The 20187-nt window shown below is 45.4% G+C and carries 22 protein-coding genes; 3 read left to right on the forward strand and 19 right to left on the reverse strand.

Features of this window, described 5'->3' with window-relative positions; translation table 11 throughout:
- The first annotated feature begins 13 nt into the window (after positions 1-13).
- Both DWB64_RS06460 and DWB64_RS06465 read left to right on the forward strand, forming a co-directional pair.
- Entirely contained in the window at positions 14-490 is a 477-nt protein-coding gene (locus tag DWB64_RS06460; RefSeq protein WP_129487394.1) for a glutathione peroxidase, read from the forward strand.
- Between the two features lie 5 nt (positions 491-495).
- A complete protein-coding gene (locus DWB64_RS06465) occupies positions 496-939 on the forward strand; it encodes a MarR family winged helix-turn-helix transcriptional regulator (RefSeq protein ID WP_129487395.1) in 444 nt (147 codons plus the stop codon).
- Positions 940-1100: 161 nt separating this feature from the next.
- On the opposite strand, the gene DWB64_RS06470 is transcribed toward DWB64_RS06465, so the two are convergent.
- From DWB64_RS06470 to DWB64_RS06525, 12 genes are all read right to left on the reverse strand, one after another.
- Complete coding sequence (locus DWB64_RS06470; RefSeq protein WP_129487396.1) at positions 1101-1727, reverse strand: hypothetical protein; 627 nt, start codon at positions 1725-1727, stop codon at positions 1101-1103.
- A 147-nt stretch (positions 1728-1874) separates the two neighbouring features.
- Entirely contained in the window at positions 1875-3800 is a 1926-nt protein-coding gene (locus DWB64_RS06475) for a translation factor GTPase family protein (RefSeq protein ID WP_164980273.1), read from the reverse strand.
- A 247-nt stretch (positions 3801-4047) separates the two neighbouring features.
- Entirely contained in the window at positions 4048-4932 is an 885-nt protein-coding gene (locus DWB64_RS06480; RefSeq protein WP_164980274.1) for a permease, read from the reverse strand.
- 95 nt (positions 4933-5027) lie between these two features.
- Positions 5028-5456, reverse strand: coding sequence for a MarR family winged helix-turn-helix transcriptional regulator (locus DWB64_RS06485; protein WP_129487399.1), 429 nt, complete (start codon positions 5454-5456; stop codon positions 5028-5030).
- Positions 5457-5531: 75 nt separating this feature from the next.
- Positions 5532-7310, reverse strand: coding sequence for a diguanylate cyclase (locus tag DWB64_RS06490; protein WP_164980275.1), 1779 nt, complete (start codon positions 7308-7310; stop codon positions 5532-5534).
- Between the two features lie 108 nt (positions 7311-7418).
- Positions 7419-7976 (reverse strand): nitroreductase family protein, encoded by a 558-nt coding sequence (locus DWB64_RS06495; RefSeq protein WP_129487401.1) that lies wholly within the window; start codon positions 7974-7976, stop codon positions 7419-7421.
- 48 nt (positions 7977-8024) lie between these two features.
- Entirely contained in the window at positions 8025-8858 is an 834-nt protein-coding gene (locus tag DWB64_RS06500; protein WP_129487402.1) for an energy-coupling factor transporter transmembrane protein EcfT, read from the reverse strand.
- Positions 8855-10558 (reverse strand): ABC transporter ATP-binding protein, encoded by a 1704-nt coding sequence (locus tag DWB64_RS06505; protein ID WP_129487403.1) that lies wholly within the window; start codon positions 10556-10558, stop codon positions 8855-8857. The genes DWB64_RS06500 and DWB64_RS06505 overlap by 4 nt, the downstream gene beginning before the upstream one ends.
- 45 nt (positions 10559-10603) lie before the next feature.
- On the reverse strand, positions 10604-11161 hold the full coding sequence (locus DWB64_RS06510) for an ECF-type riboflavin transporter substrate-binding protein (protein WP_129487404.1): 558 nt from the start codon (positions 11159-11161) through the stop codon (positions 10604-10606).
- A 140-nt stretch (positions 11162-11301) separates the two neighbouring features.
- Positions 11302-12147 carry an S-adenosyl-l-methionine hydroxide adenosyltransferase family protein gene (locus DWB64_RS06515; RefSeq protein ID WP_129487405.1) on the reverse strand — a complete coding sequence of 282 codons (846 nt, stop codon included), beginning with the start codon at positions 12145-12147 and terminating at the stop codon, positions 11302-11304.
- Positions 12144-12941: a GNAT family N-acetyltransferase gene (locus DWB64_RS06520; RefSeq protein WP_129487406.1), complete on the reverse strand. Its 798-nt coding sequence runs from the start codon at positions 12939-12941 to the stop codon at positions 12144-12146. The genes DWB64_RS06515 and DWB64_RS06520 overlap by 4 nt, the downstream gene beginning before the upstream one ends.
- Before the next feature lie 21 nt (positions 12942-12962).
- Positions 12963-13700, reverse strand: coding sequence for a GntR family transcriptional regulator (locus DWB64_RS06525; protein WP_129487407.1), 738 nt, complete (start codon positions 13698-13700; stop codon positions 12963-12965).
- 220 nt (positions 13701-13920) lie between these two features.
- Here DWB64_RS06525 and DWB64_RS06530 point away from each other — a divergent pair, with 220 nt between their 5' ends.
- Complete coding sequence (locus tag DWB64_RS06530) at positions 13921-14229, forward strand: hypothetical protein (protein WP_129487408.1); 309 nt, start codon at positions 13921-13923, stop codon at positions 14227-14229.
- A gap of 59 nt (positions 14230-14288) precedes the next feature.
- Here DWB64_RS06530 and DWB64_RS06535 read toward each other — a convergent pair whose 3' ends face one another.
- The 7 genes from DWB64_RS06535 to DWB64_RS06565 form a co-directional block, all read right to left on the reverse strand.
- A complete protein-coding gene (locus tag DWB64_RS06535) occupies positions 14289-15254 on the reverse strand; it encodes a TIM barrel protein (protein WP_129487409.1) in 966 nt (321 codons plus the stop codon).
- Positions 15255-15263: 9 nt separating this feature from the next.
- Positions 15264-15515, reverse strand: a complete 252-nt coding sequence (locus tag DWB64_RS06540; RefSeq protein WP_129487410.1) for a DUF2164 family protein — start codon at positions 15513-15515, stop codon at positions 15264-15266.
- A gap of 102 nt (positions 15516-15617) precedes the next feature.
- Entirely contained in the window at positions 15618-16574 is a 957-nt protein-coding gene (locus DWB64_RS06545; RefSeq protein WP_164980276.1) for a 1,4-dihydroxy-2-naphthoate polyprenyltransferase, read from the reverse strand.
- A gap of 14 nt (positions 16575-16588) precedes the next feature.
- Positions 16589-17278, reverse strand: coding sequence for a response regulator (locus DWB64_RS06550; RefSeq protein ID WP_129487412.1), 690 nt, complete (start codon positions 17276-17278; stop codon positions 16589-16591).
- Positions 17256-18827, reverse strand: coding sequence for a sensor histidine kinase (locus DWB64_RS06555; RefSeq protein ID WP_129487413.1), 1572 nt, complete (start codon positions 18825-18827; stop codon positions 17256-17258). The genes DWB64_RS06550 and DWB64_RS06555 overlap by 23 nt, the downstream gene beginning before the upstream one ends.
- An 8-nt stretch (positions 18828-18835) precedes the next feature.
- Positions 18836-19180 carry an FMN-binding protein gene (locus DWB64_RS06560; protein ID WP_129487414.1) on the reverse strand — a complete coding sequence of 115 codons (345 nt, stop codon included), beginning with the start codon at positions 19178-19180 and terminating at the stop codon, positions 18836-18838.
- A gap of 11 nt (positions 19181-19191) precedes the next feature.
- A complete protein-coding gene (locus DWB64_RS06565) occupies positions 19192-20172 on the reverse strand; it encodes a polyprenyl synthetase family protein (RefSeq protein ID WP_129487415.1) in 981 nt (326 codons plus the stop codon).
- Positions 20173-20187: the final 15 nt, after the last annotated feature.

Genomic DNA, 20187 nt, shown 5'->3' on the forward strand with positions numbered 1-20187 from the left:
TAAGGAGAAACATATGTCATTTTATCAGCTAGAAGCAGTGGATGGATTCAACAAGGTAAAATCGATGCAAGCCTACAAGGGTAAAGTGGTTCTTGTGGTGAACACGGCAAGCAAATGCGGATTCACACCTCAGTTCGAGGGGCTTGAAGAACTGTACAAGACCTATAAGGATCAAGGCCTCGAGATTCTAGGATTCCCATGTAATCAATTTAAAGAACAGGAACCGGGTTCGCAAGACGAAATCGTTCAGTTCTGTCAGCTCAACTACGGAGTGACCTTCGAAATCTTTGAAAAGGTAGACGTGAAGGGGGAGAACATCCACCCCATCTTCGATTACCTGACAAACCAGAAAAAAGGCGCGCTCGGATCAAAAGACGTCAAGTGGAACTTCACCAAGTTCCTGATCGATCAAAACGGAAAAGTCGTCAAACGATTTGCTCCGACAGACACACCAAAAAAGATTGAAAAATCCATTAAAGAGCTCTTATAGGTCAGATGATGAACAGCGATGAGATCTTAAAACTCGACAACCAGCTCTGTTTCGCACTCTATGCCGCCAACAGGGCGATGACAAAAATGTACAAACCCCTGCTCGATCCCTTTAGCCTCACCTACCCCCAGTATCTGGTACTGTTGGTGCTGTACGAAAGGGACAAGCTGACTGTGAACGAACTCGGGGACAGGCTTTACCTCGATTCAGGCACACTCACGCCTCTGCTTAAGCGAATGGAGCAGGCGAAACTCGTCAGCCGTCAGCGGTCATCGAAGGACGAGCGAAAAGTCCTGATCTCGCTGACTGCAAAAGCGGTAAAGTTAAAGGAATCGCTAGCAGATGTACCGATGACCCTTTTCCGTGAATACGGCTGCGAGCCGACCCAGATCGTCGAACTGAGAGAGACACTCCGATCACTTGTTGATCGACTTCAAAAAAACACATAAAAAACGGCCCACCACCTTGACTTGGGTGGGAGGCCGTTTTCATATCGTCTTAAAAGACATCTTCCAATCAGAGCAAATTGGGCCTCACTCGAATCCTCAAATCCTCAAATCCTCCAATCTTCTAATCTTCTAATCTTCTAATCTTCCAATCTTCCAATCTTCTAATCCTCTAAATTGTCGATAACCATCAAATTACCGAATCCGTTCGGCTCGTTCATCACGTCCTCAAAGATGTCGTCGATGATCATAGATAAGTCTTCAACATACTCATATATTGGTTCACCTTCTGGGTATGTTACATAATCCTGAACATCATCTAATATATAAAGCTTTCCTTGCGCATGGAATATTTCCCATCCCTCAACTTCTTCATCGATGATTACCGGTCTGAACTTCACAGTGATCACTGCCTTATACAGCGGCATCTCAGACATGTCCTCAATACCCTCAAGGTCAGCTAGCGCTACAAAGTCTATCAGATTCTCCGAATAGGCGGTCACATTGAGTAGCAAGTAATCAGACTTCGTTTTTTTACCCTTACCTACGTCAAAATTGCTCCATTCGAAGTTGCCGGCATCGTCGAGCACATCTTCATAGTTGCTGATATCGTATGCGTCAAAATCGTCTCCTACCCTATCGACTCCTTTGGAATATTTCCAGTGGGTCATAAAGAATTCATTCTCCAAATCCACCGTTCTTCCAGTCTCGTCGAAAACAGGATCAGCATATAGACCGCTCATGCCCACTAAAAGCATCAGAACCATCACCATGCTTAAAATTCTTTTCATGATATACCTCCTCACAACTGTTTACATCTGTCTTTCCTAATCTATACGCGTTCCAGTCAAGCCCAAAATCAGTTGAGATATGCTCTTCTTATTATACGTATAGGGCGACATAATTCCGAGGTGGTTCAAAGAATTTTTCGATTTTTTTTAAATCACCCTGCTCTTGCTCATCAAATAGGTCGAACGATTGGACGGATCCGTCTTAAACTTCTCTCTCTCTTTCACAACCCACTCCGGAGCCGGTTCATACCCCGAAAACTTGGTTTCAAAGTATCCTTTTCCAGAAGTGTAGGCGTGCACTTCAAGTGCGTAGTTGTGACTGAGTTCGATAGGGACCGTGCCTGAGATCAAATAGTTACCATCCTTGATGATCGGTTCGTCAAAGGTCGCTTTCATTCTCGAAAGGTCGGCGATTGATTTTCCAATCTTATCAAGCGGCACGCTTAGGTCAAACCTGCTGATCGGCCACAACAGATAGGTGCCTGCTCGTCTTATCGCTTCGAAAAGGACAAGCGGCGCAAGATCCCTGTAGTCTTTAGGAGAACTGCAGACACTACTGAACATGTAGCTGATCAGCTCCACCTTCATGTCTGTGATTTCCCAGCCTAAAAGCCCTTGGTCCAAAAATTCGAATACGCCTTCTTCCACCGCATTCTGAAAGGTCTGCTTCAGGTATCCTGTGGTGATAAGGGACTCATACACGATCCCAGAACCGATCGGTAGCGGACTTACCCTAAAACCGACAGCGGCATGAAAAGGAAGCCCCTCTTCATACATACGTACTTCGTAGCTTGCTTGAGACTTAAGCGTCTCCATATAGATGGTCATCGGGTCCTTATAGGTCACTGAAAGGTCGAACCTGCGCAGCAGCATCTCATAAACAATATCCATCTGGACAAAGCCAAACAGCTTCAGGTAGATGTCGTCGTTGAACTCATTGAGTTCAAATTCAAGGTAAGGATCCGCTTCTGAGAGTATTTCGAGTGCGTCGAGGAGCTGTTTTCTTTTCGAAAACTTTTCCGGCAGTATTTTCACCTTTAAGGTCGGCTTAGCAAGTTGCTCGCCAGTGACCGTTTGGTCTATCCCGAATGAGCTGCCCATAGGATAGTGCTGAAGCCCTTGAACGATGCCGATATCTCCAGCATATAACCTGTCCACTTTCACCAGCTCCCCGTCGATGAGCGCTTCAATTTTAGTAATCTTGTCCTCACCGATGAGTTCTCTGACTCCAATATGTCCAGTAGTCAGTTTGATAAAGGATTCCTTTGTCTTCACATGGTTTCTTTGCACCTTGAAGACGATTCCGCCAAGGGCTTCCTCACTATTATAGGCAGGCGCATCCATCAGCTTATGGATGGCTTCTAGGCAGCCCGAAATACCCACGCCATGCATCGCGCTCCCAAATAGCAGCGGGTAGACTTGGCATGTCGACATTAAGGTGCGTATGACCTCTTCCATCATCTTGCGGTTCAGTTCGCCGCTTAGATACCTTTCAAAGAAAGCGTCATCGTAAAGGGCCAACCGCTCGGCGAGGCTCTCATGATCGATTCCGAAAAGGTCGCTCACGGCGGCACCTCTAGCCCCTTCATCAGTAACTGTTTGAAGTGGCAGTGACCTGTCTGTTAGTAACTTGTCGATATCCTCAAAAACATCCACAAGCTTGACGCCCATCCGATCAATTTTGTTGATAAAGATAAGAGTAGGCACCTTTTGCCTTTTCAGTGCCTGAAAGAGCAGCTTGGTATGCGACTGCACGGATTCCTTTGCCGAAATCACGAGGATCGCCGCGTCAAGCACCAGCATCGATCGTTCCACCTCGGCAACAAAGTCCACATGACCCGGTGTATCGATGATATTGATTTTCTCACCGGCGTGCATAAAGGAAATCGGTGCCGACATGATCGATATGCCGCGCTCGCGTTCGAGGTCCATCGTGTCCGTGTGCGTGTTGCCGTCATCTACACGTCCTGCCGACCTAATGACGCCAGTATGGTATAAAAGCTGTTCTGTAAGTGTTGTTTTACCTGCATCCACATGTGCGTAAATGCCTATGTTCTTGATAATTTTATTCATTAAGATAAGATTCATCCTTTCAGTTGAGGACAAATCAGAGTGCATTCTAAAGGCAAATCTCTATGCTATGAAGACACAACCTGGTTCATCCATTTCGTGTTCGAGTTCTCGTTTAAAAGTTTCATAATCTTTCTCATATTTTTTCTCCTTTTCTATTTGAAGTTTATCTATAGTTATTGTCACCACGTCAATCATATCTCAAATTTCGCTTTTCATCTCCTGTCTTACTATGGAAAAAACAGCTATATCAAAAGAATAGCGGCTGCATATAATTAAGAACCGTCCCAGCAACTATCATCCCCATCGCGATATAGAGGACAAATCCCACAAGCAGTCTTGTCGACATGACGCCCTTAAGCATGATCATTTCGGGTAGCGACAGTCCCGCCACAGACAGAATGAAAGCGATACCCGTACCTAGCCCTAAGCCGCTGCCGATCAGCCCAGCTGCTATAGGTACTCCCACAGCGATACCCGAATAGAGGGGGATTCCCACAAGCACAGCAAGAAGTACTTGGGAGGAGCTGGTGCTGTTTTCAAGAAGCGCGCTCATGAATCCTAGGTCTCTGTTGTGAAGCACACTTCCTATCAATATGCCCACCACAAGCATGGGCAAAATCTTTTTAAGTAGTCTAAGGCTGTCTTTAAAGGCATAGCCCACTCTCTCTTTAAAGTTTTCAATATAGGGATTAGCGATGTCCTTCATCGCTTTATCGGTGATCAGCTCATAGCCTATGCCTGTTTTCTCCATCAAAAATCCACCCAAGATGCCAAGCAGCAGACTGAATGTGAGGTAAAAGAGCGCGAGTTTCCATCCGAAGAGTTGCCATACCATCACAAATGCGACTTCGTGCACAAGCGGTGAGGTGATCAGAAAAGAAAATGACAGACCGGGCTTCAGTGCCATTTGTGAGATTCCTAAAAAAATCGGCACTGACGAACAACTGCAAAATGGTGTGATCGCTCCAATCAGGCTACCAAGCGCATATCCTTTGACCCCCTTGGTCTTGCTGAGAAGATCGACCAGCACATGGGGCTTTAAGCTTAGTCTGATCGTGGTCGTCAGTGTCGCCATCCCAAGAATCAAAACCGGTAGCAGTATCATTTCCTGAATAAAGAAGTTAAAGTCCATAAGTATCCTCCTAAATTTAAATGTTGTTATAATCATAAGTTGCACTATGCAACTATATCGGTAAAATGAAAACTACTTTTTCAAGTAGCCTTATCTCAGCAACAATCAAGTTGATTGATCGCCTTTATCAAAAGCGCAAGCGCATCCATGATTTTTTCCTGTTCTTGAGCAGTGAGTGAGTTCACCAACGTCTCATAATAGGCATCCATCGTGTCTTCTATCGATAGATAGGTATCTTTGCCCTTGCCGCTTAGGTGCAGGGTGAAATACCTTCTATCCTCTGGGTTCTCCAGCCGCTCGATTAGTCCCCTGTCCACCAGATTGGAGACGTGCCTGCTAGTGGTGCTCTTGTCAAGATTCAACCTTTGCGCCAGATCGTTGACAGATAGGCCATCCAAATCACCCACTTCTGTAAGGGCGTGGCACTGAACAAGTGATAGCTCACAGCACTTGGTCTGCTGCTCTTCAAGTAGTCCCATTTTTTGAATCAACTCGCGAAACTGATTTCTGATCAACTGTTTCATATCGTCCTCCTTACATTCATTATAGCACAACTGTTGCTATATGCAACTATAAAATTAAAATGAATCAAGCTATTTTCAGCTTGATTCATCATCATTCATTAGTCTAGAAAATTCCTTTTCAAACCTCATCGTCCAGTCGTGGAAGCAGATGGACTTTATTTCTGCCAATATGAGGTTTTCGAACTTGTTGCTGAGTTTGGTCATCGATTCGGTGATACGGCCCTGTATATGGTTAAGCGCTTCTTCATTCGCACCCGAAATGAGAACGATAAAGGTCAGATCGTCATACCTACCTATAAAGTCACCGGTTCTTGTAAGGCTTAAGAGGATTCCGGCAGTCTGCTTGATAAACTGGTTCAAAATTGCAAATTCCTTTACGATCAGTGTCTCAAGGCTTATTCTAACTACCGCATAACTTCGATCGAGTTTTCTTAAATCGACGTGCAGCTGTTTGGTCTTGTTGACAATCGCTTTTCTTGTGTAGACGCCTGTGAGCCTGTCTATCGCCATTCGTCCATGAAGCTCGTCGTCATAGATGGTCACCCTGTTCCTACCACTGTTCTTGGACTCGTAAAGCGCCTTGTCTGCAAAAACAACTCCCTTGTCAAACATCTCATCGCTGTTGGCACTTACCTCGCTGATTCCACCGCTTACCGTCACCACCAAAGACCCGCTACCGAAGGAGATGGTGGTGTTCTCCAAAACGATTCTGATATCGTTGATCAGTTTGAAGGTACCTTCTGTTGACATGGATGTGATGATAATAAACTCCTCACCGCCATACCTGCCCACTATGCCGTTTTCGCCGATGCCGTTTTCGATCACTTCGGCGACGGTTCTGATTACGATATCACCGACATCATGACCATAAGAGTCGTTCACCTTCTTGAACTTGTCGATATCGAGCATGCACACCGAATACGGAGAATCGGGTCCGACCCTATCGAATAGCACATTCGTCATGTTCTTAAAGTTTCTTCTGTTATTGAGACCGGTAAGGGGATCCTTGTTGGCTAAAAAATTGAGTTCCCGTTCGTATAGATGCTGCTGTGTGATATTGGAGACAATACAGAAGTTACCTTCAAAATAGTGAGAGTCATTATAGATCGCGACAAATCTCAACCTTAAGAAAATCTTCTTTCCGGTCACCCGATTGAATATTTCTGTTTGTATCGTCGCAACTCCTTCTGTGATCATTTCTTTCCAGATATGCTTGTGTAGCTGGGCATTGACACCGAGATATTCTAGAAGCCGCTTGCCCCTTACCTCGTCCTTGCTTTCAAAGCCAAGATACTCAAGCAGTTTTTTGTTGATGCTTCCCAGCCGCTGAACCTCGATCACCTGCTCGATGAACTTGTCATCGATCTCATCCGGTATCAAGGCGATTTGGGGCAGTATCTGAAAGAAATAGCCTTCGGTCGAATACTCGAAAAACGCGTTGATCTGCTTCTCACGCTGAGTCAGCGCATCCTTGGCCTTTACCATCTCTGTGATGTTGTATCCCATGGCGATGATGCTTTCCACCTCACCTGCGATGGTCATCGGTTTCAGCACAAAATCGATTTCAAACGACTCGCCGTTCTTATCCAAGTGGGTTCCGCCGAACCTCATGGTTTCTTCCGAACTGAACACATGCCCCAAAGTGAACATCAGCTCGTTTTGCATCTCTTCTGATTGATGCCACCAGGGAAGATCCCAGGCCGCCTTTCCTATGAGCTCCTCAAGAGGAAGGCCCGAAAAATCGAGCATCGCCTTATTGGCAAGCATCAAGGTGGAATCTGTGGTCAGAACCACCACCATCATGTTCAGCTCATCAAATATATTTTTGTAGATTTCTGTTGTATTCTTATCCATAGTCATCTCCATTAATTTTAGGTCGAACCTTTATCAGACATATACCCTACCGGACAAGAACTTATGCATGATCTTTAAAAGCATCCGCCTTAAGGGATGCCTATTGGTTTAAACGTAATTGACCGTGTTTTCGCGTCTCTTTGGAGCCTTTTGACCGCTGATCTTTTTATGCCCGAGAGTCACCGCATAGTAGGGGCTGTAGCCTTTAGGAAGCTTAAGCCTCTTTATCAGCTCAGGACCCTCTTGACTTTTAAAGGCATACTGCACCAAGGCCACCCAACAGGTCCCAAGCCCTAAGGATTCGGCGGCGATCAGCATATTCTGTGTCGCTGCGGCGCAGTCCGTTTTGGGATTCATAGACGCCTCTTCACCGGATATGATCATGACAACCGATGCGTGGTAGAAGATATCGAAGTTTTCTTTTGCGGCCATCTTTCTAAAAGTTTCCACTTCACTGTTTTCCATAAGCTTTAAAGAAGCCTTGTTTAAGTCTTCCACCAGACTTCTGTCCTTAAGCACCGTGATATGCCATGGTTGCGTGTTGTGGGCGCTCGGAGCATAAAGACCCGCTTCGATGATCTGTTCGATATCCTCCTGTCTGACCGCCTCATCTGTATATTTCCTAGTGGATCTACGCGATTTGATGCATTCGATAGTCGTGTTCATTGTATTCTCCTTGTCCAAGTAAAAAACCTCTCTTTGAGAGGTTTCAATTTATAAGAATGGGTTATAGAATCTGGAATGGTTGATAAAGAGTGACACGGATATCGAAAGGGCGAATAGTCCTATCGAAACAGCCAGTGCGACTCCATCTTCTTTTGTCATCTTCTTCGTCGTATACCAGGTTCTTCGCTTATGCTTGCCGAAGCCTCTTAAATCCATCGCGTTGCTGATCAGTTCGATTCGGTCAAGCGTCGAAAAAATCAGCGGTACGACGATCAAAAGCGCATTCTTGAACCGCTCCTTAAGGGGTGCCTTATGCGACAGGTCGAGTCCTCTGGCCTGCTGTGCCTGGGAGATGTTGTTGTAGTCTCTTTGCACATCAGGAAAATACCTAAGTGTCAACGCGACAGCGGTCGCCGCCTTATAGGGAACCCCGATCCTGTTAAGCGACGAAGCGAACTCGCTCGGATTGGTCGTCAAGAGGAACATGATGCCAAAGGGAACCACAGACACGTATTTCATGAGTTTGGTGCCTTGATAGAACAGTTGCTCAGCAGTTACCGTGTACCTTCCGACGATGGTGAACAGCTCATGCCTTGTTCCATACAGCTGCACACCCAGTTCGGGTGAAAAAAGATAGGTGATGACCGCATTGGTCAGTACAAAGGCTGCGACATAGATCACCATGATCTTGATCTGTTTGAAGGTTATCTTCGATATTCTAAGAAGATACATTGAGAACACGATCATAAACGCAATGACTCTGGTGTCATAGGAAAACATCACCGCAAACGTCAGAAATAAGAATGCGATCAGTTTTGTCAGTCCGCTAAGCCTGTGTATGGGGGTGTCCATGATCTGATAAGAAAAGAGTTTGTTTTTCATCTTCTGCTCCTTTCAAAATCAATAAAGTTCTGAACAAACTGTGTACCTTCCTCAATCCCTGCAAGTCCTGCAAGGTAGTAAAGAGAAGTCTCCCTCAGGTTCGCCTTCTCAATCGTCTGGCTATCTGTAAGAATTTGCGCCGGACTCGCATCGGCGATCTTCGTGCCGTCAGCGATCACAACAGACCGGCTCGTATACTCGAGCATCAGGTGCATGTCATGCGTGATCAGGATGATCGTGACGCCCTGAGCGTTGATTTCCTTTAAAAATTCCATGATTTCTGTATAGTGTTTGAAGTCCTGACCGGCAGTAGGCTCATCCAGAATGATGACCCTAGGGTCAAGCACCAGGATGGCTGCGATCGTGACGCGTTTTTTTTGCCCGTAGCTCAGTGCCGCGATAGGCCACTTTTTAAATGGTCTAAGCCCGCAGATGTCCAGCACATGGTCCACTCTCTTTTCGATCTCAGCTTCATCCACATTGCGTAGTCTAAGGCCTAAGGCGATTTCATCGTAGATGAGCGCTTTCGAAATCATCTGGTTGGGATTTTGCATCACAACGCCGATTCTTTGGGCGCGTTCTTTTATGGTTAGGTCCTTCATGTCTTCGCCTAAATAGAGTATCTGGCCCTGGTCCTCCTTTTCAAATCCGGCAAGCAGTTTTGAAAGTGTGGATTTTCCAGCACCGTTTTTCCCTACTATGGCAAGCATTTCACCTTCTTCTATTTCTACATTCACATTTCTGATGATCTTCTTTGAGATATCATATGCGAAATGAATATCTTTCATACTGATAATCGATGCTTTCTTCACCGGAGCTGAGGTCTTTTCAAACGAATGGTGCCAGGTTTTTAATTTTTCCGTTTCACCACTTAAATCAAGACTCCAAAGATAACCCGGGTTCATCTGAGGCTCCACCTTAATACCGGCATATTTTAAGGCTGTGATATAAAGCGGTTCACGGATTCCGTTGTCGATAAGCACCTTTGATGAAACCAGCTCATGAGGGGTCATATCCTCCAGGATCCTGCCGTTGTTCATCACGATTACACGGTCGATCTTTCTGTGAAGCACATCTTCAAGCCGGTGTTCGATGATGATCACCGTCTTTGAGGTCTCTTTGTGGATCTCATCGATGATCTCAATCGCGGCTTTACCCGTAAGAGGATCCAGATTGGCAAGCGGCTCATCAAAGAGAAGCACCTCCACATCGTCTACAAGTACCCCACCAAGCGCGGTTCTCTGCTTTTGTCCGCCAGACAGCTCAAAGGGCGACGCCCCGAGCATCGACGACATGTCCACCATCTCGGCGACTCGCTGAACCCTTTCCTTAAGCTCTTCATGAACGACATTGTCGTTCTCAAGTGCGAAGGCTATATCTTCTCCAACGGTAAGACCGACAAACTGCCCGTCCGAATCCTGTAGGACGGTGCCAATGATCTTTGAATGCTCAAAAATATCCTGTTCATGTGACGACCTTCCATTGACGATCAGGTCGCCCTGATACTCGCCATGGTAGGCAAAGGGAATCAGACCGTTGAGGCAGTGGCCTAAAGTGCTTTTGCCACTGCCGCTTGGTCCGACAATCAATATTTTTTCACCACGATAAATAGTCAGATCGATGTTATGTAATGTCGGTTCAGATTGACTATAATACTGAAATGAATAATTCTTAAATTCAATAATCGGTTCTCTATTCATATATGTCTCCTGCAATAAGCAAAATGCAACCTTCTTTAATTCTCTCTAGTCTCTGGATAAGCTTCCTTTTTTAGTTCTTGTTTTTGAGTAAGCGATCAGCAGAAGCGTACCGAAGACACCCGCGCTCACTGAATTCATGATAGCAGCGACAACCCCTTGTGTAAATACAAGATTTGCAGGTTCTGAATAAATCGCGATATCAAGCACAGGAGCAACGATCACCCATGCGATCGCATTGCCGATAACTTGAATGATATTGAAGGTCATGATATCCTTCATGCCGAACTCTCCGCCTTCGATGCCTGTTCTTGTAAATGCGAAACCAAATACAAAACTTGCCACACCACTTGCGATAACCCAGCTCCACCAAGGCGATCCGTATTGAAGCGAATCACTTAGGGCATGTCCGATAAAGGCGATCAGTCCGCCTGCGATCGGTCCGAACAGCACAGCAAAGAAAGCGCTCAAGCCATAAGCGGATTGAAAGCTAGTTTCTGGAATCGGAGACGGAATCTTAATATACATAAATAATAGCGTAAATATCGCAGCACCAAGACCTGTTGCTACAATTGTTCTTGTTGTAACTTTAAAGTACTTATTCATCTTTTCCTCCTGTAATTGACAATGAAACATTCCCCTGCATGACATATATGAACACTACTGAATTATATCATAAGTATAGGACCCTTAATAGTTTTGAACCGAAAACCCGTTCGGAACCTTACTTAATTTACCCTACTAAGCTAATCCGACAGCTTTTTGAACTCGATGGTCCAGTGTATGCCGGTTCCTACGCTATAGGCTCTGGCGAAATTGCCCTGATTGATGGCGACGGCGGTCCTATAGAGCGAGTTCATATAAATGATCTGTTCGCCCACGTACACATCGTCAAAGGACTTTCCGTAGATGATCCTGTTGTTGTAAACGACTGTGGGACCGTTCTTTATCAAGACTTCGACCCTGTCCCCATGTTTAAACCCTAAGCTTAGGAAGTCCTCACTTGGGATATTGGTCCAGAGGCTTCCAAAACGCACGTCTAGAATGTCAATGCATCCCAAAATGCTGTTTTCACTCCTTACAACCTCGCCGATATTGAGTTCAACGATCTTTTCCACAGACAGTTCCTCGCCGACCTCTTCAAAAGATATCTCACTCGCCGCAAGCTTGGCACCCGTATAGGCGTAGACATCCCTTCCATGGAAGGTATGCGAGTTTTCCGAGTTACGTCTCCTATGCACATTCTCTTCAATCTCACGTACGGCGACAATCCCCACGTATTTGTTAAGGTGCGTCAAAGTGCCATTGTCGGGCGTGACGATATACTGCCCCGTACTTGTTTTAGCGACAACACTTTTTCTTGATGATCCCACACCGGGGTCCACCACTGACACGAACACAGTTCCTTTCGGCCAATACTCGGCGGTCTGGTATAACCTGTAGGAAGCCTCCCACACATTGTAGGGCGTGATGTCATGTGTCAGATTCTGCACGTTAAGACTCTTGTCCACTTCAAAGGCGACACCTAGCATCGCCGCTACCGCACCATCGACAAGACCGAAATCACTTTGAAAAACTAAAACGCTACTCATGGTTTCCCTCCTAATACAATCCATTTGTCAATCTCCTTAAAACCTAGACTCTTAAATAAGCTCTCAGGTCCTATACCGTTATAAAACAAGCAAGCGGTTTTCCCCTGACTGATCAGGTCTGAACAAAGTCTTGAGATCACTTGCCTTGCAAGCCCGCGCCTCCTATAGCCGGGAAGCGTCATCACACCACCGATCATGGCTGAAACGCCAGTCTGGGCAGCGGTGTTCCCGTGGCATACGATACGGTCGTTTTCGGTGATGAACACATGTGTCCCCTCACCGCTTTTAATCCTGTTCTCTATTTGCTTGCACCGCTCGCTCACACTGGATGAATAAAGCTGCTTAAACTCCTCAATGTGACCGTAGGCGGTGGCGATGGCAAGTGCGTCCGCCTCGCTTGCTGTCTTTACCGCCCCCTTGTCCTCTGACAGCGACTCAGTACTTGTCAGCTGGGCAAAATTCATCGCCTTATAGTCAAACCTTTCCCTCACTAGCGGATAGATCTGATCGATGACCGCTGCTTTTCCGCTGATAAGCCCTACCTCATAGGTTTCCAAAAGGGCAAGAATAGGCTCGCACTGGAGCACTGTTTTGGTGTATAAAATAAAATTATCGTGATACCTAAGCACCACCCCGCTCAACCCTTGTCCACCAGTCTGAATCCAGACCTCTTGAAAGTCGTTGTCAAATCCGAACCTTTCTATGTCCCCAATGATGAAGATGTTGATGCTCGGTTCTTCTGTCAAATACTCCAATAGGCTTTCCCGATGGTCTTCCGTCGCTTTCAATAGCACATTAACACTTCCTTTTCATCCTTATATCCAGATGCTTATCTCGTATTTCTCAGGAATAAAGTAAAACTTACACCTGCAAATAGGATCTCCTTCATCCGTATAGAGCAGCTCCTCCAGTAATATGATCGGTTCCTTCTCCTTCACCTTCAAAAACTTTGTGATATGGTCCTCAGCCACAACCAGCTTGATAGCCATACTCGCACGGCTCGCCATTTTGAAGATCGTCTGGTTGATCAGATCAGAAACCGAATCCTTATCGTTCAGATCTATTTTCAAATGGTCGAAGCGCTTTAGCGGAATCTGAATGAACGCATGTCCGAAAACTTCGTCTTTCACTGAATAGACCGCATTGCTCGCAAGAATGATCTCGTGGTTTTCAATCCCCAGCTGCTGACTTGCGATATCCGTCGGTGGCGCAAAATTATAATTGATCTCGATTTGGTCGATTTCACTGACCGCATATTCGATCATCGGATTAAAAAGTTCCTTCTGCAGCGGATCAAACTGTTTTTTTGTCTTACTCACGATCGAGCCTTTTCCCTGATGTTTACGAATGAGTCCGTCTTCTGTCAAAATCGTCAGCGCCTGTCTCAAGGTATGCCTGCTCACATCGAACTCTTTTGTCAGAACCGCCTCACTGGGCAGTTGCATGCCGTCCTTGTAATCACCGCTCATGATTTTCGTATATAGAGCGTTATAAACAGGCACATATAAAGGTATCTTCTCGGAATCATTCGCCTTAATCGTCTTTGAACTCAATTTGTCGCCCCCTTGTCTAAGCTTGTCCTACATATAACTAACTTGTTCAACAAGTTATATCCAATTATATCATAGCCTGACCATCCGTCAATCGAATACTGAAAATTCACACAACTCAAAACGAACGGAATAAGACCTGCTTTTTATGGGTAAAACCTAATTATCCCTAGCAACTGTGATATAATAGCGTGACTGACAAGTACGAAAACGGAGGAACCGAATGAAAGTGATAAAATTTGCAATCAACGAAGCGTATTATACAAGGTTTCAGGACATTTGTTTTGATGAGGATATCACCATTAAAAAGAAGTTGAACGTACTGCTCGCCAAGGATACCGATCCTTCTGACTTTACAGACTACTTTCCTGCGACAAGTGAAGCGGAGTTTAAAAAAGTCACGCTAAAGCTCAATGACGAGCTCTACAAAAGCATCATGAAAAACTGCGGCAGGTACGATTTAAGAAGCTCAAGATATGTTCCCTACCTGATCTATAAGTTCCTATACGAAAAAGACAACGGACTGGCATAAAAAAACGTATCCAAAAATTTTGGATACGTTTTTTATGTATATCGCTTCAAGCCCTTACCTCAGGGTCTCTTTAAAAACTCGTTTTGCATTAGGATCCAATCCGAAAGCTCTTTCAAGTTTTTGGGTAACACTTCAAAAACCACAAACTCGGGATCGATCAGACCTAGAATCTCTTGAGCGATCTCATCGTGAAAGGGTAGATGCGTATCAAGTTTTGAGATTTCATGTATAATCTGTTTGAACCGCTCATTGACATCCACATCAAGGATAGGGCTCACCTCATGAACCTGAAGTCTTGAAAGTCCGTCACCGGGAAAAGAACCATTCAGATGAACACCCCGAATCAGCTGCTTCAATGCGCCAAGCTCATCAAGGACCTTTTTCACCGCTTCGAGAGATGAACGTGCATCCACGACATCTCCTTGTGCGATGGACAGGTGTGAGACATCGAGTAGGAGCCCCTTGTTTTTATAACGGACTCCACTGAACAACCGTTCGATCAGCTCTTTCTTATCAAGGCGCAGTCCCGGCCACCATAGGTTTTCAAACAGGAGCGGTATGTCCACATCCACATCGAACGCCTCGTTCACAAGCTCGATCGTGGCATCGATGATCTCCTCATCCGTATAGGCATAATCACCGGTAAAGACCTCATGCATTCCGATATGGCTCACATGAAACACCATATATTGCGCCTCAAGCTCTACAGCCTTCTTCAGTTCAAACCGGTAGCGGTCCACTAAGGACTCCCTTCCATGACCTCCGTAGAGCCTCTTGGCAGCCTCAAGGTCACCCAAATTACGGATGAGCGCTTGCGTATCCCCAGTCCATAAGTCCATCCAGTAGGGCCAGTACCTAAGGTGCAATCCCTTTACCAGTTCCTTTGGAACACCGATTTCATCCTCAAATAGAATCAGTTCGATGCCATCCAGCTGATGTTCCTTTAAAAATGCCGACAAGCCGCCACTGAAATCACTGAACCAATCCAATCGGCTTTTAAAATTGGACAGATTGATCAGATACATGATGAACCTCTATTTCTCGTCATTAAACTTCAACGCTTCCATCTCAAGTGTGTAGATGTCGTCCACGCGCTCAAGCATCAGCGTGTGCGCATCAATTAGTGCCTGATTGTAGATCATAGGACCTACTTCCTTCAAAATGAAATCCAGCAAGACTTCACCACCTACCCTACCTAGTTCTTCCTCGCGTTCTCGTTCAAAGAAGGTCTGCAGGTCGTAGAGTATCTGGTCCTTTATCGCTTCTGTCAATTTAATTTTTTCCATGGTATCCCTCTTTGTCTTAAATAAATTTTCGAAACTACATCCGTTCTGTAAGGCAGCCCAAAGACTGACGACAGTCTAATTTGTGATTCTAGCCTGTTTGAACTATACAAACACTTCTATCAGGCTGTTAAGGCCGAAGCTTGCCATCCAGATTCCCGAAAACAGAACAAAATTCTTAACCGACACGATAAAGGTCGTCGCCTTGTTCTGTTCCTTGAAAAAGCTTTTTAAATTCTGTACGATCGGTATGGCCGACACGACCACCAGTAGGTTGATCACAGGCAGCAGATTGAAGAGCACTCCAGCAATCACCACGGCAAAAGATCCAAGATAAAGCAGCGCGAACAACTTGAGTGACAACTCCCTACCTATGAAATATGGAAGTGTGAATCTCTTATTGTGAATGTCATCTTCAACATCACAGATGTTGTTTGCAAGCATGATCCCAGCAATCATAAAAATCAGCGGCAAAGCCGTAAATCCGATAATCGAAAGCTCGACCAGGTTCACCTGCAGATTGTAGTATGCTCCTCTCATATAAGCGATTACCAGTCCGTTCTGATAGATCTGCATATAGATCGCAACAAAATAAATAAGACCACCCATCACAAGACCGGAGAACAGCTCTCCTAAGGGTGTGCGCGAGATGGGTAGTGGACCATAAGAATACAAGATTCCTACGAAAAATCCGATCGCGCCAACCAACAAAATGACCCAGTCAGTCAATAAGAACAGGGCAAATCCGGTGGCAACACCAATCAGGAGCATCATGACGATAGCGGCGACAGCCGTATTCTCATGTATTCCGTCCTTAACCATGGCGTTATGCTCTTCGTAATTGTACCCCTCACGTTTGATGGCTTTTCGATAATCGACAAGATTGTTGAGTGCTGTCGTAGACATATCGACGCACAGCATGCTGATCAAAAACAAAAGAATAAGTCCAGGCTTAAACACCTGATACCTGTAACTACAAAATAGGATTCCCAGTAGAAGTGGAATCACGCTTGCCACTTTCGTCTGGATCTCCACTAGCTTTAAAAATGATTTTAACTTCAAAATATCCACCTACTTTACAATGGCTTATTTAAAATGATGTGGTACAGATTCTGAGGCCTTCCCACACCGCCATACGATAGTTCCATCTTTACAAAATGTCCTCTTTCAAGCTCTTCTAGATATCGCCGTGCGGTGATCCTCGAAATTCCAAGCTCCTTTGAGATGATGGAAGCCGTGAATCCCTCATTGGGATGTTCTTTTAAAAATCGGTAGATTAGGTCCTGAGTCATGTTCACAGGTTCTTCCACCACGACTTCACATGCGATATTCATGATTTTGTTGATGTCTTCCTGAGCTAGCTCTTCACCCTTAAGCATGCTTTGTCTCATGCTCTTGAACCTAGTCAGGGCTTCGGAGAAGCGTTCGTACTTAAATGGTTTCACCAAATAGTCGAATACCCCGAAACGCCTTGTGAAATCGACGGCGTTCGATCTTTTATCGGCAGTGATCATGATGACGTCTGTATCCATCTCCTTGTGCCTGATCCATCTCAAAAGATCGATTCCCAGACCGTCAGGCAGATACACATCCAGTAGCACAAGATCCACAGCTTCGGTATTGAGCACAGCCTTGGCCTCTTCTATCGAACGAACCGACTGCAAACATTCATAACCGTCTATCTTACTTAAAAATTCTTCATTTATCCTTTGGACCATCGGGTCATCTTCAACAATGATCACCTTAATCAAATGGGATGACAACATGCCAGAATACCCCCTCGTCGTTTTGCCACTCTATCGTTCCGCCAATCGAACTCACAATGCTCTTCACCAGATAAAGGCCGATTCCCTGACCGTCTTTTTTAGTGGTGTACCCTTTGTTAAAAATGGCATCACCAGTCAATTCGTCAATTTCAGGTCCCGTATTGTAGATTTCTATTTCAAGCACATCGGAAAGGTCATTGATGAAAAATGAAATCTTTCTTTCGGCAACATCCGATTCGATAATGCTGTCAAAACTGTTGTCCAACAGGTTTCCGACAATCGAGCAAAGTTCCTCGGAGTTCAGCTTATCCGGCAGCTCCACCAAATGGCTCTCGTCAGTGATCTCAAGCTGCACCCGTTTTTCACTGAATTGATTGTACTTGCTCAGTAACAGGCCCGCAAGCTTATGGTCCCTGATGTGTTCTGTAAGCAGGTGATCCAGTTGTGAGCTCCCCTGGGAGATCTGGTCCACAAAATCTATGGCCTCATCCAAGTGACCCAGCTGCAGTAATCCTGAGACCGTATGCAGTTTATTCATAAACTCATGGTTCTGAGCCCTAAGCGTATCCACTAATGTCCTATAATCTGTTATTTCTTCGGCAAAGGCCCTTGCCTGAATCAAATCCTCGATACTAGCGACCACGCCTGTCACTTCATGCTTCGAATCATGCATAAGGCAAACATTGATCACGACCGTATTCGCGCCGTGTATCGCAAATGTCTCATTCTCACATCCGGTTCTCTTTTCAAGCGCCTGCATCAGGCGGCTGGAGAGGCCTGAGGCATAAGCCGACAGTTCCTGATTGTCAGCATCGGTTGGCAGTCCTAATAGCGTTCTTGCCTTGTCGTTCGAAAGCAGCAACTTTCCTTTGGTATCGACTGCGATGATGCCCTTATCCATACTTTGAAAAATTAGATCTCTTTCTGAAAGCAAAAGCCCTATCTCCTTAGGCTCGAGTCCGAAAATTGATTTTTTAATGTTCATCGACAAAAAATAAGCGATGATGATCCCGATACACACCGAAACCACGAGGGCCAGTTCAAGTGATCGCTGATGAATCTCGCTCTCCACCTTCACCTGATCGGTAAGAAGCCCCACAAGTACCGCTCCAAGCTGTTTTCCATCATGGTTTATCGGAACAAACGCCCTAATCGCAGATATCAGCTTATTGCTGTCGGCGAGCAGATAGGCTTCGCCATGATCGAGCACCCTGGATTCTCCGCCGTTCTTATAGGGTTTTCCCAGACCGCTTTCATATGGATAAGAGTATTGCTTGCCCGTCATGTCCATGACGATGATGTATTGGTATCTCGTACCCTTTCTTATCGGTTCTACGATGCTCTGAATCTGCTCAGGAGTGGCGCCATTTTCCAGCCCATGCTGAATATCGCCCATCGAAGCGAAGGTCGTAGCCATGTCCATCGCAGAAAACTCCATTTGTGCCTTTAGCGTCGCATTGAACTGACTATAGACAACAATTGCAAGCACTGCGACCACAAACGCGATCATCGCGGAGACACTCATCAAAATCTTATAATGTAACTTCATACCATCACCTACTGTCTCGCACTGGTCAGCGCTTTTTCAACCGCATCGAGCAGACTCAGACTTGTATATGTAGCACCACTGATCACATCCACCTCTGTGCTGTTCTTCTTGATGATTCTTGGTGGCAATTCCTTAAAGACTATTTTTGATAGTATTTCAGGTTCCTCGTGGCTCACTATCTCAATATCCATAATCTGATAGTCGTCCACCACGACGCTAACCGTGACCTTAGAATAATACCCCTCCGATTGGCCGAGATAAGTACCTGCCAAATAGAGGGGTTCACCTTTGTCACAGCCGCTGAACATTAACAAAAGAACAAGTATTATGGAAAACAAATTAAACTTTTTCATACGAGATCACCTTAGTAGATACGTTCCAGCAGTTTGGGGACAAGTTTTAGCAGAATCGTTCTTCCTTCGTTATCAGGAAGCGACTCGATCAAACTCACTGCACGTCTATGATACTTAAGCGCAAGGGATTTTGTCTTATCAATAGCACCTGCCTTACGTATCAGGTCAAGCACATGTTCCACCTGATGTGATTCAAGTCCTTGTGACAGTAAGTCCCTTATCTCATCGCGGTAGACGGACTCATCCTTAAGTGCGAAGATAACCGGCATGTTGTAATACCCGTTAAGCAGGTCCATCCTAAGGTCCTTGCCGACTTCGTTTTCACTACCCGAATAATCGAGCAGATCATCGATCATCTGAAACGCCATTCCAAGCTCATAGCCCGCATGAGCCAGTTTCTTGATCACATCTTCACTAGCCTTTGTCATGTATCCGCCTGCACTCAGACCGATAGCGAACAGGGCTGCCGTCTTACCCGAAACGATCCGGATGTAATCCATTGGAGTAACCTCAAGATTATAACGGTTTGTGTGCTGTCTGATTTCACCTAGGCATATTTTGCTGACCACACGGGCAAGCCGTACAGCAAGTTCCTTAGGAACTTGAAGTTCAGTCAACAGCAAAAAACATCGACTCAGCAGATAATCCCCCATATAGATCGCATACTCCTTGGAATATTTCGACTGAATGGATGCCTGACCCCTTCTAAGCGTCGCCTCATCGATCACATCATCATGAAGCAGCGTCGCGATGTGGAGTGTCTCAATCGCAGTAGCGAGCTTAATCAGCTCGTTCTCTTTTTTCTTATAACTCTTGCCAAATCGACTACCTATCAACAAGAAAGCAGGGCGCAACATTTTGCCCCCGCTCATCATCAAATAATCCAAAGACTCGTTCAAATAGGCATTGCCCGACTTCAAATCATTTTGCATCTTGTTTTTTACAATATTCAATTGGCTTTCAAGTTTTTCATCCTCAAACCAGTTAGCCATAAAACCAACCTTTCA

Source organism: Fusibacter sp. A1, from assembly GCF_004125825.1.
Lineage (GTDB): Bacteria > Bacillota > Clostridia > Peptostreptococcales > Acidaminobacteraceae > QQWI01.